We start from the raw sequence: 14931 nt of genomic DNA on the forward strand, positions 1-14931 counted from the left end.
CGGAGGCGGTAACCGGATCAGGCGCAAATTGTCTCAATCTAACGAAAGCGGGCCGACATAGACGGGCATGGTGCCGGGATCGATCTCAAGCAGCCGGCAGATAAGTCCGGCGATCTCGATCTGGCTCAAGGCCGCATCGGCACCAAGCCGGAACCCGAGGCTATAGAAAGGGACCTCTGTCTCTGCTGCCGTCGGACCTGCGTGATTGCCGTCGTCGCCCATGCCGTGATCGGCGGTGACAATAATGCAGTAGCCCGCAGCCAGCCATCCGGGTAGATGGCGTGCAAGCAGATCACCCTGGGTTCGCGCCGCATTCCGATAACCAACGCTGTCTCCGCCATGCTTGTGGCCAGCATCATCGACGTTCATCGGGTGCAGCAACAGGAAATCGGGCTGCTTTGCCCGGATAAGCCACTCAGCATCTGCAAAGAGATGGCTGTCGGGATAATCGTCGTCCCAGTAGAAGAGCCCATGTGTGATGTCGCCTGTCCCATCGATCAAGATGCGGTCACGGTGGCGATCGAACGGGCATGACAAATAAAGCTCTGAGACCCAATGATAGGCGGCTGCAGCTGTCACTTTTCCGGCTTCCCGGCAGCGGGCAAAGAGATTGTGGCCCTCGGAGCGTCGGACAACACCATTGCTGACCACGCCGTGATCGACAGGTTTGCGCCCCGTCAGAAGCGTTTCGTAAAGCGGCCGCGACATCGCCGGCAGTTCGCATCTCAGTTTAAGAACCGCCGCACGGCCCGTTTCGACCAAGCCTTCCAAATAGCCGAGACAGACACGGGCCGCGTCGTAACGCAGCCCGTCAAGAACGATGAGAATAACTTTGGTCATGACGCGCAACTTGCCACGCGGCAAACGAAAAGCAATCCCCTCAAGCTTGTATCAGAGGATCGGCTTGCCGCCCGTCACTGCAATCGTCGCACCTGATACATAGCTGGAGAGCGGATCGGCGAGCATGACATAGGCCGTCTGCAATTCTGCCGGCTGTCCCGGCCGTCCCATCGGCACCTGCTTGCCGAAGTTCTTCACCGAATCCTCAGGCATCGTGGAGGGAATAAGCGGCGTCCAGATTGGACCCGGGGCAACGCAATTGGCCCGGATGCCCTTTTCCGCCAGCATCTGTGCAAGACCAGCCGTGAAGTTCTGGATCGCGCCCTTGGTGGTCGCATAGGCCAGCAGATGCGGGCTCGGGCTATCCGAATTGATGGACGCCGTGTTGATGATGGATCCACCCTTCTGCATGTGAGGGACGGCTGCCTTGGTCAGGTAGAACATGGCGTGGATATTGACGCGGAAGGTGAGTTCCCATTCCTCGTCCGGAATCTCGGTAATGTCATCAAAGGTCGCCTGATGCGCGGCATTGTTGACGAGAATGTCAAGACCGCCGAGTTCATCGACAGCCGTATCGACGATCTTTCGGCAATGATCCGCGTTCTGGATATCACCGGGAACCAGAACGGCCTTACGTCCCGCCTCCTCGACCAGGCGCTTGGTTTCTTCGGCGTCGGTCTGTTCATCGATATAAGAGATCAACACATCCGCACCTTCGCGCGCATAGGCGATCGCAACAGCGCGTCCAATCCCGCTGTCACCGCCTGTAATGATCGCTTTCAACCCGGTGAGCTTGCCGGAACCCTTGTAGCTCTTCTCACCATGGTCGGGCCTCGGGTTCATGTCGGCGGTCTGGCCTGGCATCGGAACTTTCGGCTGGTCGAACGGCGGGGTTGGATAGTCTGCCATGATGCATCTCCTTGTCTGGGGTCTGGGGTCAAACCGGTCAGGAGAGCAGAGGTTCCGAAGTTCGCGACGATCGCCAAACAGCAAAAGGCCGGCTCAAAGCCGGCCTTCAACAATCAGATTGAGATCAGTGACGCCAGACGGCAACGGCTTGCGGCTCCAGCACCCCCCCACCCAGGACCGGCTTTGAACCAGCAGGCAACGCCCAGTTTTCCGTACCGTAGTTGAAGGCGAAGGTCAGGTCGCCACGTCGGCGGATGCGGATATAATCGGGCACCGGAAGCGTTTCCAGCTTGGCCTTCTCGGCGGCGAGGGACAGGAGACTGCCGAGAAGGGCCTCGTCCGCCCAGCAGGCGAGATAAAGTATGTTACCCTTCTTGGTCAGAGCCGGATCCCCATTGTGGAAGCGGGCGAGTACCTCGCCTGAAGCCTCGAGGGTTTCACGCCAGCGAATGCCAGCGCCTGCAATCGCTCCCGAAACCTTGTCCGATAAACCCGGCCTCAACGTAGAGACCTGGATGACCCGGTTGCCAGTTGCATACCCGAGCGGCCCGGGCGGCAGGTTGGACGGAATGACGAAATTTCGATCCCGCGAACCCGTTCGCGCGCCGATCAGCACTGTTCCGGTCGCAGCTTCGAGTGCTGCACGAGCCTCTTCGGTGACTTCCGTCATGCAGGGCACGACCACGAGCGCGTACCCGTCAAGCGAAGCACCCGGGCGGACAAAGTCGACGTCGAGGCCAAGGCGGCGAAGCCCCTCATACCAGCGGAAGCACAATTCCTCGTATCGGAAATCCTTACCCTGCGGCTGGATCATCGTCGTCCAGTAGCTCTGGTAGTCGAAAACCAGGGCCACAGACGCTTGCTGCGTCACAGGCAGCGGTCCAAGTGCGGCAAGCTCGCCTGCGACCCGCTGCGCCTCAAGACCGCCCGGAGAAAGCTCATCGAGGCCCGCCAAGTTCAGGCCGGCATGCATCTGCTCCTGCGCGAAGGTCGCCTGACGCCAGCGGAAATAGCTGACCACGTCTGCGCCATGCGCAAGCGCCTCCCAAGTCCAAAGCCGCACCATGCCTGGCTTCGGCACCGGGTTCCACGGCGCCCAGTTCACCGGCCCCGGCTGCTGCTCCATCACCCAGAAGCGGCCCTTGCCGACGGCACGGTAGAGATCGTGGTGATAGGGCGCGATATCGGGATGCGAAGTCTCGGCCCAGCGATTGCGCTCGACCTCCGAGAAAGGAAACTTTTCCACGAAACCGATCGGATAGCTATCCCAGGAAGCGAGATCGAGATTGTCGCCGACCTTGAAGTGGTCGAAGTCGGAGACAAAGCCCATGAAATTGTGGGTGATCCACCGCTCGGGCGAATGCTTGCGGATGATCTCGCACTGCATCTTGTCATAGGCCGCGACCTGATCCGAATGAAAGCGCCAAAAATCTAGCCGCGTGGCCGGATTGGGCTCCGTCACCGTCAGGTTCGGCAGTGCCACCTCATCGAAGCTCTTGAGTTCCATCGACCAGAAGACCGAGCCCCAAGCTTCGTTCAGCTGATCGGTCGACTGGTAGCGGAGCCGCAGCCAGCTCTTGAAGCCTTTCAGATCTTCCGGCCCCCATGACACTGTCGTATCATGGCAGCCATATTCGTTATCGGTCTGCCAGCCGACGAGACCTGGATGATGACCGTAACGTTCGGCGACGATTTCGACGATGCGGGCGCTTTCCGTCCACCATGTCTCCGAGGAAAATGTGTAATGGCGACGTGAGCCAAAACCGCGCGGACGACCCTGCTCGTCATAGGGAATGATGTCAGGATGTTCGTCCACCAGCCACTTCGGCGGCGTGGCGGTCGGCGTGCCGAGCACGATCTTCAACCCAGCGGCGTGAAGGATGTCCATCGCGCGGTCGAGCCATGCGAAGTCGAACTCGCCGCGACGCGGCTCAAGCCGTGACCAGGCGAACTCGCCGATCCGCACGAAGGAGATGCCCAGTTCGCGCATGCGGCGCGCATCGGTTTCCCACCGGGTCTCATCCCAGTGTTCCGGATAGTAGCAGACGCCCAGCATTATCGTGTGAGATCCCCGTTGACGACGGCCATGCCGTCCTTATCGAACAGATGGCAGGCCTTGGCATTGATGCCGAGCTTCAGCGTGTCGCCGGGACGCTCGGTCGCGAGACCGTCAGCCTTGACGGCCAGCTCTGAGCCGTCTGCCAAGGTCACGAAGAATAGCGTTTCGGAGCCCAGATATTCGGCGTATCGGACCGTGGCCTCGATCACCACATCACCCTTGCCCGTCGCGTCCACGTGCTCCGGACGCAAACCAAAAGTCATCTCTCCAGATGTCACGGTCCGTCCGCCGGTCGGAAGGCTGATTGATGCACCGGGAAGGGAGACGACCGCTCCTCCGCCATCGATAGAAGAGACCTTAACCTTCAGGAAATTCATCTTCGGAGAGCCTATAAAACCCGCAACAAACAGGTTGTTTGGCCGGTGGTAAAGTTCGAGCGGCGAACCCACCTGCTCGATCTTTCCCGCCGACAACACCACGATCTTGTCGGCCATGGTCATGGCCTCGACCTGATCATGGGTAACGTAGATCATCGTGGCCTTGAGGTCTTGATGCAGCTTGGAAAGTTCCGTGCGCATCTGGACGCGAAGCGCCGCATCGAGGTTGGACAGCGGTTCGTCGAACAGGAACACTTCCGGATTGCGCACGATGGCGCGACCGATGGCGACACGCTGACGCTGACCGCCGGAGAGCTGGCCTGGCTTGCGTTGGAGAAGCGGTTCTAGCTGCAGCAGTTTGGCGGCAACCGCAGTGCGTTGGGCAATCTCCGCCTTTGGATGCCCGGTCATCTTCAGACCGAAACCGATGTTATCCTCGACCGTCATATGAGGGTAAAGCGCATAGGACTGGAAGACCATGGCGACACCGCGCTCCGACGGACCGACACTGGTCATGTCCTTGCCACCGATCGAAAGTCCGCCCGAGGTGATGTCCTCAAGGCCCGCAATCATGCGGAGCAGCGTGGACTTGCCGCAGCCCGACGGGCCGACAAACACGCAGAACTCGCCGTCCTTGACATCGAGGTCGACGCCCTTGATGACGCTCAAGGAGCCGAACTGTTTCTTGACGCCGCGAAGGCTCACGTCAGCCATGGGTCTTGTCTCCCTTTGAAGGAATGAGTTCGAGGAGAAGGGCGCTTTCCGGCTGCAACATCGGTAGCGGCAGGCCAGATAGCCCGGCATTGTTCAGATCGAAACTGACATTGCCCGACAGTAGCCTCTTCTGCCCCTCGGAGATTCGGATGAAGCTTGGTTCGACGGGGAGGATCTTGGCGATCGTCCACTGGCCACCAATCTGCGTGACGCTGTCCGGCAACCTCAACGGCACCGGCTGTTCACCAACCATCTGCGGCCCCTGCGCCACGATCACCACGATGCGCTCGTCACTGGACGCACCCCAGACGTAACGCCCATCGAGCGGCTCAATGCGGAAGCTTGCACCCGGTGCATGGAAAAGGTCACGCAGGCGTTTGTAGGTCTCGATATAGACCTTCAGTTCGGAGCGTTCTTCATCCGTCAGTTCGAGTGGGTTTAGCTCGACACCGAGATGGTAGGCGAGCGCAATGATGGCCCGGAAGGAGAGGCTGTGACGCCGACCCGTCTGGTGATTAGGGGACGCGGAAATATGGCTGCCGAGGATTTCCGGCGGCACGAAGACGGACGCGCCGCGCTGGATTTCCAGCCGCTCCAAGGCATCGGTGCAATCCGACGTCCACACGCGATGGGTGCGGGCAAGAGCGCCGTAGTCGATACGCCCACCACCGGAAGCGCAGCTTTCAATCTCGACATCGGGATGGGCGGCGCGAACGCGGTCCATGAGCGCGTAGACAGCTCGCGTCTGGGCCGCAATCTTTGGCTTTCCGTCGCGACCAGCCGCATGCGTAAGGTCTCGGTTCATGTCCCATTTGATGTAGGACACCGCGTGGTTGGAGAGTACGGCGTCGATCTTGCCGAACAGGTAATCGGACACGTCAGGACGCGAAACGTCTAGCACCAGTTGGGTGCGTGATTCCAGAATCGGACGGCCCTCAATCGTCAACGCCCAGTCCGGATGTTCCTTGTAGAGTTCAGAAACAGGGTTGACCATTTCCGGCTCGAACCAGATGCCAAACTGCATACCGAGACCGGTGACGTGATCAACCAGTGGCTTCAAGCCGCTGGGGTATTTGCGCGGGTCGATATCCCAGTCGCCGAGGCTCGTCGTGTCGTTGTCACGCTTGCCGAACCAACCGTCGTCGAGCACGAAGCGCTCGATGCCGAGTTCGGCAGCAGCCGTAGCCTGAGCCTTCAGAGAATCCATCTGATGGTCGAAGTAATTGCCTTCCCAGGTATTGAGTGTCACCGGGCGCGGGCTCATGGTCCCGCTTGGCCATGTCGTCAGTTCTTCGCGGACGAAGGCATGGAAGTCCTCCGTGTCGGCACCGGCATAGGCGATCGGGCTCTGATAGCTTTCGCCGGGCCCAAGGATGATCTCACCGGGTTCGAACAGCTCACCGAGATGAACCAGACGACGACCGTCGTCGGTGCGGTCGATGACGATCTGATGGTTGCCGCTGAAGCCGAGGGTCACCCCGAAGATCTGGGTTTCGCTTTCGATGAATAGCATCGGGAAGCGATCGTGCGAGGTGCGGCCGCGGCGGTTCTCCTGGATCCAGGTGCCATTGCCCAGAAGCTCGCGCCGCGTCTGAAATTCGCGGCCCCATATGCCGGTAAAGCTCATCACCTGCACGTCACCTGCAGGCGCCAGGAAGGTCCCCGACATGCAGCGGTCGAGCTGGTAGTCTTCATGCCCGGTATTGGTAAGCGTGGTGGCCATGGATATGAGGCCCGACGCGTGGGCGGTCAGCGTAATTGCAAGCGAGAGACAGGCGACGGCGTCCACGCCAGTCAGAACCGTACGGTTACTATTGCGCCTAACAGTCCAACCGCCGAACTGCGCGACGAAATCACGGCCGCCACGATGTCCTGATATCGCCGGCCAGCCGAAGAAGCCCATGCCGCCCGTGGGCAGGAGAACCGCAGATGGAACAGCGATATCCATCCCATTGACGCGGCTGGAGCGCTCGATCTCGAACAGCGGATCGGCAGAAACAGGCTCGGCACCGAAAGACAGGATTTCCGGCATGCCGAGTTCCGGCAGACGCAGGCTGAGCGCCAGTTGGCCAGAATCGATGGTAATAATCTCGCTCATCCCTTGGTCGCTCCAAGCGTCAGGCCGGCAATAAAATGCCGTTGCATCAGGAAAAACATTGCGACCGGCGGCAGCGCCGCGACGATCGAACCGGCGGAAACCAGGTGCCAGGCCGCGACCCACTGGCCGTTCAGCGAATAAAGGCCGGCCGTCACCGGCATGGCATGCTGGCCCTGCACCAGGACCGTCGCCCAAAAGTAGTCGTTCCAGACAAAGGTGAAGACGAGCACGGAAAGGGCCGCAATCGCCGGGCGCATCAGTGGCAGCACGATGTAGCGAAAAATCCGCCATTCCGAGACGCCTTCGACGCGGGCGGATTCGATCAGCGCAAAGGGCAGGCCCTTGATGAAATTGCGCATGAAGAGCGTGCAGAACCCGGTCTGGAAAGCGACGTGAAAGAGCACGAGGCCGAGCGTGGTGTCATAGAGCCCGGCTCTGAGCGTCAGGTCGCGCACCGGCACCATCAGGATCTGGAACGGAATGAAGTTGCCGGCGACAAACAGGAAGAACAGGACGAGATTGCCCTTGAACTTGTAGACCGCGAGCGCAAACCCGGTGAGGCAGGACAGCGCCACGGCGCCGATCACGGTCGGGATCGTCACCTTGAACGAGTTGAGGATGTAGTAGCCGATCGGTGAGTTATTGAAGACCGCGGAATAATTTTCGAAGCCGGCAAAGCCCGAGGGGATGCCGAAATAGTTGCCAGCAGCGAGATCGCTGGCAGGACGAACCGACGTGATCGCCACTCCGATCAGCGGCAGAAGCCACAGCACGAGAGCAATGGGCAACAGCACTTGATAGCCAGTGCGGACGAAAGGTGATGCCTTCTGGATAGGAGTAGGAAACATCAGGCGTTCCTTTCCTGGGACAGCATGCGAACGATGAACAGCGAGATGAAGACCATCATGATCAGGAACAGCACGACGGCAATCGCCGCGCCATAGCCCATGCGGAAGCCGTATTCCGATAGCGCTTGTTCATACATGAAGTAGGAGAGAACCTCGCTCGATCCGTACGGGCCGCCGGCGGTCATGATTGATACGAGGTCGAAGGAGCGTAGCGAACCGATGACGGTCACCACCATGGCGATGAAGGTTGCGGGAGCCAGTTGCGGCAGAATCACGTACCACAACAGTTTGGCACCCTTCGCGCCGTCCATGCGGGCAGCCTCGACCTGTTCGGGATTGATGTTGTTGAGACCCGTCAGGTAGAGGATCATGCAATAGGCCGTCTGAGGCCAAAGACCCGCGACGATGATCCCGTAGGTGACGTAACGCTCGTCGGCGAGAATGGCGATCTGCTCGCCGGTGAGCCATTCGATGATCTTCGAGAACAGACCGAAATCCGGCGCATAGAACCACGTGAACATCAGACCCACGACGACTTGGCTGATCACGAAGGGGAAGAAGAACAGCGACTTGTAAAGCCGGATGCCGGGGACGGTCTGGTTGAGGAAGAGCGCGACGGCAAGACCGGCAGGGATCGACAGAAGGTAAAGAACGAGCCAGATCAGATTGTTCTTCAGCGACGTGTAGAAGGTGTCGTCATCGAGCAGCTCTACATAGTTCGCCATGCCGATCCAGGTCTTGGCCCCAAGCCCGTCCCAGTCGTGGAAACTGATCCAGATCGACTGGAAGATCGGCACAAGGACATAGACCAGGAACATGATGACGCCGGGCGCCAGGAACAGTGCAGGCGCCAGCTTCTGCTGGTTACGCTTCCAGAAGCCGGACGAAGGGGAGACGGCGTTGTTCACGGCGACACCTTTGGAAAAGTTTCGGGAACGGCAACCGGATGCCACGATCCAGAAGGACCATGGCACCCGGCGCAGGGAGCTCTTAGAGCTTACTTGTAGACGCGTGCGCGTACCTTCTCGAGACGCTCGAGAATGGCATCCAGCTTGTCGGGCTTGACCATGAATTCCTGGAAACCTTCCATCCCGGCCTTTGCCATTTCGGCATTGGCGTCACGATCGTAGAATTGCGCCAGCGCGTGGGCGTTGGATAGCATCTCGAAGCCGGCCTTGAGGAACGGATCTGCCGGCTGTTCCGCCTTGTTGTTCACAGGCAGCTGGCCGAGCGTCGCGTTCATCTTGGTCTGGGCTTCCGGCGAAGCGAGGTAGGCGAGGAACTTCTTCGCGTCTTCCTTGTTCTTCGCACCCGACGGGATGTGGAAGGTATCGGTCGGAGCTTCTTCGGACACCGGGATTCCGGGGGTGATTTCCGGGAACTGCAGGAAGCCGATCTGGTCTTCCTTCAGACCGCCGTCTTTCATGGTTGCAACGGCGAAGTTGCCCATCAGATACATGGCAGCCTTGCCCTGCACCATCTGCGGAATGGCATCCTGCCAGTCGATGGCGGCATGGTTCTCAATGAAGTAGCCGGCCTTGACCAGTTCACCCCACTTTTCGAACACGGCCTTCACGCGCGGATCGGTATACGGCACCTTGCCGGAGGTGAGCTCCATGTGGAATTCGTAGCCGTTGACGCGCAGGTCGAGATAGTCGAACCAGCCGCCCGTCGGCCACAGCGCCTTGGTGCCGATGGTGATCGGCGCAATGCCGGCAGCCTTCAGCTTTTCGCAGGCAGCAAGAAATTCGGCCCAGGTCTTCGGCGGCGTGATGCCCTGTTCGGCGAAGATGTCCTTACGATAGTAAATGCCCCACTGGTAGTAGGTGTAGGGCACACCCCACTTCTTGCCATCGATGGTCATCGAGGCGGAAGCCGACTTCAGCTGATCGTTGAGGCCGTTCGCTTCCCAGACGTCCGTGACGTCTTCGAAGAGGCCTGCCTTGACGAAGGGCTCCATGCGGTTACCGGCATACCAGGCAGCGACGTCAGGTGCGTCAGCGGTCAGGAAGTTGCGAATGGCCGACTTGTAGCCTTCGTGGTCGAAATTGTTCCACTTGACCGTGATGTCCGGATTAGCCTTCTGGAAGTCGGCAATCAGCTCTTCCATGGCCTTCTTCGGCGCCGGGTCGGAATGGTCGGAATTGAGGATGATCTCACCGGCAAACGCGGTGGACGAAAAGAGCGCAGCGCTCAAGGCGAGCCCGCTCAGGCTTTTGAAAAGGGTCATGTTTTCCTCCCTATGACCGGCATGCATCGAGTATGTGCAGCTCACCGTCCCGGATCCCACCGGGCATAAGATAAGCTCATCTTGATCATCCGATTCAAACCCGTAATAATCTACCGACATTTGGGCAAACTTCTCCGGGATCCTAAGCTTGGAATCACCAGAACCACTGCTTCGCGATGAATCGGTTCCCGTGCATCCGGAGCACGATCCACGTCATCCGTTGGTGATCTTTGGCGACCATCGCTTCTGCGCTGGCGAAAGCCTGACCGTGCACAAGATGGCAGGTCCGCATATGCACAGTCAGATCGAGCTGAACTTCGTGCTGTCTGGAGCCATGACCTATTGGTTTGACGGCCGAGAGCTGACGGTCGATGAAGGCCGCCTCTGCCTGTTCTGGGGGATGATCCCGCACCAGGTGATCGATCGCCGGGAGGGGACGCAGTTCATCTGCCTCTACGTGCCGATGTCCGTCTTTCTCGGCCTTGCCAATCTCAACCGTTTCCGCGACGCCGTCTTCCGTGGCGCCATGATCGAGGCGCTACATATCCGCCCCTACGACAGGGATATCTTCGAGCGCTGGCGTGAGGAGCTGCTGGCAGGCGATCCGGATCTCATGGAGATCGTACGCAACGAACTGACGGCACGTGTTCTCAGGGTCGAGCGTGAAGGCTGGCGCGACCTGCGCGAGGAAGGCTCGGCCATCGCCAATTTCAGCGCCAATGAAAGCGAACGGGTCGAGCACATCGAGCGCATGCTGCGCTTCATCGCCGAACATGCGCTGGAAGAGATTTCCGCCGAAGACGTCGGGCGCGACGTCGGCCTGCACCCAAACTATGCGATGGCGATCTTCAAGCGCGCTGTCGGCCACACGATCAACCAGGCTATCGTCCGACATCGCCTCGACACGGCCCAGTCGCTGCTGATTTCGACGGATCTATCGATCACCGACGTTGCCTTCGAAAGTGGCTTCGGCTCCGCGTCGCGCTTTTACGAAGCTTTTGCCGATCGGTTTCGGGAAAAACCGACAGCCTTCAGACGCCGCATGCGCTCCAAGGGAACCCCGGCTGCGGCATGATCTCCGGCGTTGGCCACCAACAGCTGCGAGTCAGCCTGTAGCAATACGCTTCAGCTCCGGCGTGGCGATGCCAGGGCACCAGTCCATGAAGCCGACAAACCGTCGCTGGATTTTCTCTGCGTGATTACCGGCAATATCGCTCAGCCGATGCTTGAGATAGGGATTGCGGAACCGCGCCAGGGTCGTCTCGACATAGGCTTGCGCCTCATCGCCCAACCCATGGCTCTCGAAACCGGGGATCACTTCGCTTTCGTAAATCCCGCTCAGATAAGCCGAGATCGCTCCATCCTCCAGAATTTCCCGCACAGTTTCTTCCACATGACGTCCGTCCTTCAACCAGCGTTCGGCAAGCAGCGTGTGGCCGAGATTAAGGATATGGAGTTTCAGCTTTTCATAGGGCGTGAGGTCGGGCACGACGCGGATCGCCGGATGGGTGCAGGGTACGACCAGACAGGGCTGCTGTTCGATCGCCCACAAGGCATAGGGCTCCGCGATCGCGCCTGCCGGCTCGATCGGCTCGGAGACGATGCGGTCGACGAGCGAATTCGCCCAGACGACATCAGATGAAAGCCACGTTTGAAACCCGGCATCCGGCCCGTGTTCTGCAGCAAGCCGCATGATAAGTGCCTGCAGCACCTCGCCGTTGCGCGAAATGAGCTCGCACGGCAGGATCGTGAGCGCCCGCCCGCCACCCTGATATCGGGCCTGAAGAAGTGCCAGCAGCTTCATCGGGAAGGATCTTGGCACGCCTTCCAACCCGTCCTGATCGGCAAGCGCATAACCCCTGTCACCAGTGTTCGAGAGAACCACCTCGGCCTCCTCGACAAAGACGCGGCGGACTTCTTGCCAGTCGGTCGCGGTTGAAAGGGCCCGACGGACACTGCGAACCCGCACCTCCCTCTCCACCGGTGTGGTCCCCTCCATACCCCTGACGATCACAGGGAAACCATTCTGTGCAGCAAGCGCGCCGACCCGTGTTGCGCGGCCCGGATCACCGCTCGTCTGGACAACCGTGATTGGCCCGATCGCATGGCCATGGTCGAGCGCTTCACTAACAAATAGATCCGCATGCGCCTGGAGGAAGCGGCTCGTGCCGAACTGTAAAATCGGTGTATTCATGGGTTCAGGCAGCCTCTTGGATGGATTGCAGCAAGGTCTCACGCGCTGACTTAAGATGCTGCCGGCAAGCCTTTTCGATCCTGGTCGGGTCGCGAGAAAACAAGGCGTGGATGTAGTCGAGATGCTCCTCAAGCGCCCGGGCATTGCGGGCACGGGCATTCGTCTTGTTCCACTGGTAGTGGTAGTGAAAGACGATGGCGATGATGTCGTAGAAATCGATGATGAAGCGATTGCTCGATGCCCGCTGCACCAGAAGATGGAAGCGCTCGTCGAGCTCGGAAAACTCGGTGTAGCGCTTATCGATGTCGCCGAGCAGCTCATGGTGCTGCGCCTCGACTTCACGGAGTTCATCCCAGGCTGGGTGATCCTCCGCCAGATGGGCAAAACCGATGGCGGAGCGCAGTTCGAACATCTCGCGCACTTCCGTCAATTCCAGCGCGAACTCCCGTGTAAAACCTTTGAGCACCCAATGGCTATTGGGACGCTTCTCAATCAGTCCGAAGCGACTGAAGCGAATGAGAAACTCGCGCACGCTCGTCGTCCCGATGCCGATCTCTCGGGCGAGTTCCAGCTCGTTGATCTGCATGCCAGGCTGCGCGCCACCTGCCAGGATCCGCCGCATGAAACTGCGTTCGATGATCTCCGACAGAGAGTCGGTTTCTTCCGCAGGAAAGTAATCGCCCTTTTTTGGCCGCCTCAAGACCGTCTTCGCCCGCTTGTCCCAGGTGATCAGGCCAAGCTCCCCGAGGCGCGTCAAGACGGCACGCACGGTCGTGCGGCTGACGCCGAGAAGACCACCCAGTTCCGGCTCGGAAGGCAGGGTATCGGTGTCCTCGATCAGCTTCAGCGTTCGGTTATAGGCGTCCTTGAAGACGGTGTTTTGTTTGGCCATGGATCTGCCGCGGTTGTTTTTGTTGCTCCTGCGCAAGGCGCTCTTTCCGCTGTAGCCTCAATCACATGGAAAGAGAACAACTCGCAAAAAGAAGGGGATAGATCACATATTACTTGTCTGCCTGCTTCCTCCGGACGACCGTTTCCACGGTTTCGTCATTTGTTGCCATCATACCCATTGACGAGCAACTGTCTATTGCCGATAAAAGACAAAAGCAGACGAACCGGACATTCTACCGGTCGCAAGGGAGAGAAAACGGGTGACTAAGCAAGCCTGCATTCTGTTGTCGCCGGAAGACAATGTCGCCGTAACCACTGTTGCGATCGAAGCGGGGCATGTCCTGCCCGGTGGCGCCGCAGCTTCGGCCAAGATCGACCCCGGCCACAAGGTCGCTGTCCGTGCCATCCACAAAGGCGAACCCGTGGTCAAATATGCCCAGGCAATCGGGCGCGCGACAACGGATATCGCAGCGGGCGAACACGTTCACTCCCACAATCTCGCTTTCGATGAAGACCGCCTATCGGTGTCCGGCCTGGCGCAACCGGAGGGCGCGACTGAGGCGGACAAGGCACGCACCTTCATGGGATACCGCCGCGCCGATGGCCGCGCCGCGACCCGCAACTATATTGGCATCATTGCCAGCGTGAACTGTTCCACCACAGTCTGTCGCGCAATCGCGGATGCAGCAAATCGCTCGATCCTGCCGCATTACGAGGGCATCGACGGCTTCGTTCCAATTGTCCACGACCAAGGCTGCGGCATGAGTTCGACGGGCGACGGCATGCGCACGCTTCATCGAACGATAGCCGGCTATACGAGACATGTGAATTTCGGTGGCGTCCTGATGGTCGGCCTCGGCTGCGAAGTCAATCAACTCACGCTCTACGGTCAGAGCGGCGCCGGAGCTTCGAAGCGGCACTTCAACATCCAGGATGCGGGCGGCTCCCGCCGGGCGGTCGAAAACGCGCTTGCGATCCTCAAGGAGATCGCAGCGGAAGTCGGCACGATGCGCCGCGAACCGATCTCCGTTAGCGAGATCATCGTCGGCCTGCAATGCGGCGGTTCCGACGGCCTCTCCGGCATCACGGCCAATCCTGCACTCGGCGTAGCGGTCGATCTTCTGGCCGGTGCCGGTGGAACGGCAATTCTGTCGGAGACTTCAGAGATCTATGGCGCCGAACATCTTCTGCGCAGCCGCGCCGTCAACGAAGACGTCGCCATCAAGCTAGACGGCCTCATCTCCTGGTGGGAAGCCTATGTCGCGCAGCACGGCGCCTCGCTCGACAACAATCCCTCTCCCGGCAACAAGAAGGGTGGCCTCACCACCATCCTGGAAAAGTCCCTTGGCGCGGTCGCAAAGGGCGGGCGCTCGCCGCTTAAGGCCGTCTATAATTATGCAGAGCGGGTTACCGAACACGGCCTCGTCTTCATGGATACCCCCGGCTATGATCCTGTCTCGGCCACGGGCCAGGTCGCGGGCGGCGCCAACGTGATTGCCTTCACCACCGGCCGCGGCAGCTGCTTCGGATCGCGTCCTGTGCCCTCGATCAAGCTCACCAGCAACACGGCCCTTTACCGGTCGATGGAAGAGGACATGGACATCGACTGCGGCGTCATCGCCAGTGGCGATGCCTCCGTCTCCGGGCTCGGCCGCGAGATCTTCGACCTGATCATCGAGACGGCCTCGGGTCAGAAGACCAAGAGCGAGCTCTTCGGCTACGGCGACAATGAATTCGTGCCCTGGCACCTCGGTGCCACGCTCTGATCGAC

Annotated in this window: 12 protein-coding genes; 2 read left to right on the plus strand and 10 right to left on the minus strand. The window is 59.7% G+C overall.

The window, feature by feature from the left end:
• Nucleotides 1-33: 33 nt before the first annotated feature.
• From FJQ55_RS16010 to FJQ55_RS16045, 8 genes are all read right to left on the minus strand, one after another.
• Nucleotides 34-840, minus strand: coding sequence for an alkaline phosphatase family protein (locus tag FJQ55_RS16010; RefSeq protein ID WP_140829690.1), 807 nt, complete (start codon nucleotides 838-840; stop codon nucleotides 34-36).
• Between the two features lie 51 nt (nucleotides 841-891).
• Nucleotides 892-1749: an SDR family oxidoreductase gene (locus FJQ55_RS16015; protein ID WP_140829692.1), complete on the minus strand. Its 858-nt coding sequence runs from the start codon at nucleotides 1747-1749 to the stop codon at nucleotides 892-894.
• A gap of 124 nt (nucleotides 1750-1873) precedes the next feature.
• Entirely contained in the window at nucleotides 1874-3805 is a 1932-nt protein-coding gene (locus tag FJQ55_RS16020; protein ID WP_140829694.1) for a beta-galactosidase, read from the minus strand.
• A complete protein-coding gene (locus FJQ55_RS16025; RefSeq protein WP_140829696.1) occupies nucleotides 3805-4899 on the minus strand; it encodes an ABC transporter ATP-binding protein in 1095 nt (364 codons plus the stop codon). The genes FJQ55_RS16020 and FJQ55_RS16025 overlap by 1 nt, the downstream gene beginning before the upstream one ends.
• On the minus strand, nucleotides 4892-6997 hold the full coding sequence (locus FJQ55_RS16030; RefSeq protein ID WP_140829698.1) for an alpha-galactosidase: 2106 nt from the start codon (nucleotides 6995-6997) through the stop codon (nucleotides 4892-4894). The genes FJQ55_RS16025 and FJQ55_RS16030 overlap by 8 nt, the downstream gene beginning before the upstream one ends.
• The gene (locus FJQ55_RS16035) at nucleotides 6994-7845 is read right to left on the minus strand and encodes a carbohydrate ABC transporter permease (RefSeq protein ID WP_062282072.1); all 852 of its coding nucleotides are present in this window, start codon (nucleotides 7843-7845) and stop codon (nucleotides 6994-6996) included. Before FJQ55_RS16035 ends, FJQ55_RS16030 begins: the two co-directional genes overlap by 4 nt.
• Nucleotides 7845-8663, minus strand: coding sequence for a carbohydrate ABC transporter permease (locus tag FJQ55_RS16040; RefSeq protein WP_246085176.1), 819 nt, complete (start codon nucleotides 8661-8663; stop codon nucleotides 7845-7847). Before FJQ55_RS16040 ends, FJQ55_RS16035 begins: the two co-directional genes overlap by 1 nt.
• Nucleotides 8664-8842: 179 nt before the next feature.
• Nucleotides 8843-10075, minus strand: a complete 1233-nt coding sequence (locus tag FJQ55_RS16045; protein ID WP_140829702.1) for an ABC transporter substrate-binding protein — start codon at nucleotides 10073-10075, stop codon at nucleotides 8843-8845.
• A 148-nt stretch (nucleotides 10076-10223) separates the two neighbouring features.
• Here FJQ55_RS16045 and FJQ55_RS16050 point away from each other — a divergent pair, with 148 nt between their 5' ends.
• Nucleotides 10224-11150: a helix-turn-helix domain-containing protein gene (locus FJQ55_RS16050; RefSeq protein ID WP_425467539.1), complete on the plus strand. Its 927-nt coding sequence runs from the start codon at nucleotides 10224-10226 to the stop codon at nucleotides 11148-11150.
• A 30-nt stretch (nucleotides 11151-11180) separates the two neighbouring features.
• Here FJQ55_RS16050 and FJQ55_RS16055 read toward each other — a convergent pair whose 3' ends face one another.
• Both FJQ55_RS16055 and FJQ55_RS16060 read right to left on the minus strand, forming a co-directional pair.
• Nucleotides 11181-12269, minus strand: a complete 1089-nt coding sequence (locus FJQ55_RS16055) for a mannitol dehydrogenase family protein (RefSeq protein ID WP_140829706.1) — start codon at nucleotides 12267-12269, stop codon at nucleotides 11181-11183.
• 4 nt (nucleotides 12270-12273) lie between these two features.
• Nucleotides 12274-13161, minus strand: a complete 888-nt coding sequence (locus tag FJQ55_RS16060; RefSeq protein WP_140829708.1) for a GntR family transcriptional regulator — start codon at nucleotides 13159-13161, stop codon at nucleotides 12274-12276.
• Between the two features lie 259 nt (nucleotides 13162-13420).
• On the opposite strand from FJQ55_RS16060, the gene FJQ55_RS16065 reads away from it, so the two are divergent.
• Nucleotides 13421-14926: a UxaA family hydrolase gene (locus tag FJQ55_RS16065; RefSeq protein ID WP_140829710.1), complete on the plus strand. Its 1506-nt coding sequence runs from the start codon at nucleotides 13421-13423 to the stop codon at nucleotides 14924-14926.
• Nucleotides 14927-14931: the final 5 nt, after the last annotated feature.

This window comes from Rhizobium glycinendophyticum, assembly GCF_006443685.1.
GTDB classification, from domain to species: Bacteria; Pseudomonadota; Alphaproteobacteria; order Rhizobiales; family Rhizobiaceae; genus Allorhizobium; species Allorhizobium glycinendophyticum.

What these genes read in the sequence shown, in the direction of transcription:
- FJQ55_RS16010 (WP_140829690.1), bottom strand. Translation starts at nt 840, where the DNA reads ATGACCAAAGTTATTCTCATCGTTCTTGACGGGCTGCGTTACGACGCG.
- FJQ55_RS16015 (WP_140829692.1), bottom strand. Translation starts at nt 1,749, where the DNA reads ATGGCAGACTATCCAACCCCGCCGTTCGACCAGCCGAAAGTTCCGATG.
- FJQ55_RS16020 (WP_140829694.1), bottom strand. Translation starts at nt 3,805, where the DNA reads ATGCTGGGCGTCTGCTACTATCCGGAACACTGGGATGAGACCCGGTGG.
- FJQ55_RS16025 (WP_140829696.1), bottom strand. Translation starts at nt 4,899, where the DNA reads ATGGCTGACGTGAGCCTTCGCGGCGTCAAGAAACAGTTCGGCTCCTTG.
- FJQ55_RS16030 (WP_140829698.1), bottom strand. Translation starts at nt 6,997, where the DNA reads ATGAGCGAGATTATTACCATCGATTCTGGCCAACTGGCGCTCAGCCTG.
- FJQ55_RS16035 (WP_062282072.1), bottom strand. Translation starts at nt 7,845, where the DNA reads ATGTTTCCTACTCCTATCCAGAAGGCATCACCTTTCGTCCGCACTGGC.
- FJQ55_RS16040 (WP_246085176.1), bottom strand. Translation starts at nt 8,663, where the DNA reads ATGTTCCTGGTCTATGTCCTTGTGCCGATCTTCCAGTCGATCTGGATC.
- FJQ55_RS16045 (WP_140829702.1), bottom strand. Translation starts at nt 10,075, where the DNA reads ATGACCCTTTTCAAAAGCCTGAGCGGGCTCGCCTTGAGCGCTGCGCTC.
- FJQ55_RS16055 (WP_140829706.1), bottom strand. Translation starts at nt 12,269, where the DNA reads ATGAATACACCGATTTTACAGTTCGGCACGAGCCGCTTCCTCCAGGCG.
- FJQ55_RS16060 (WP_140829708.1), bottom strand. Translation starts at nt 13,161, where the DNA reads ATGGCCAAACAAAACACCGTCTTCAAGGACGCCTATAACCGAACGCTG.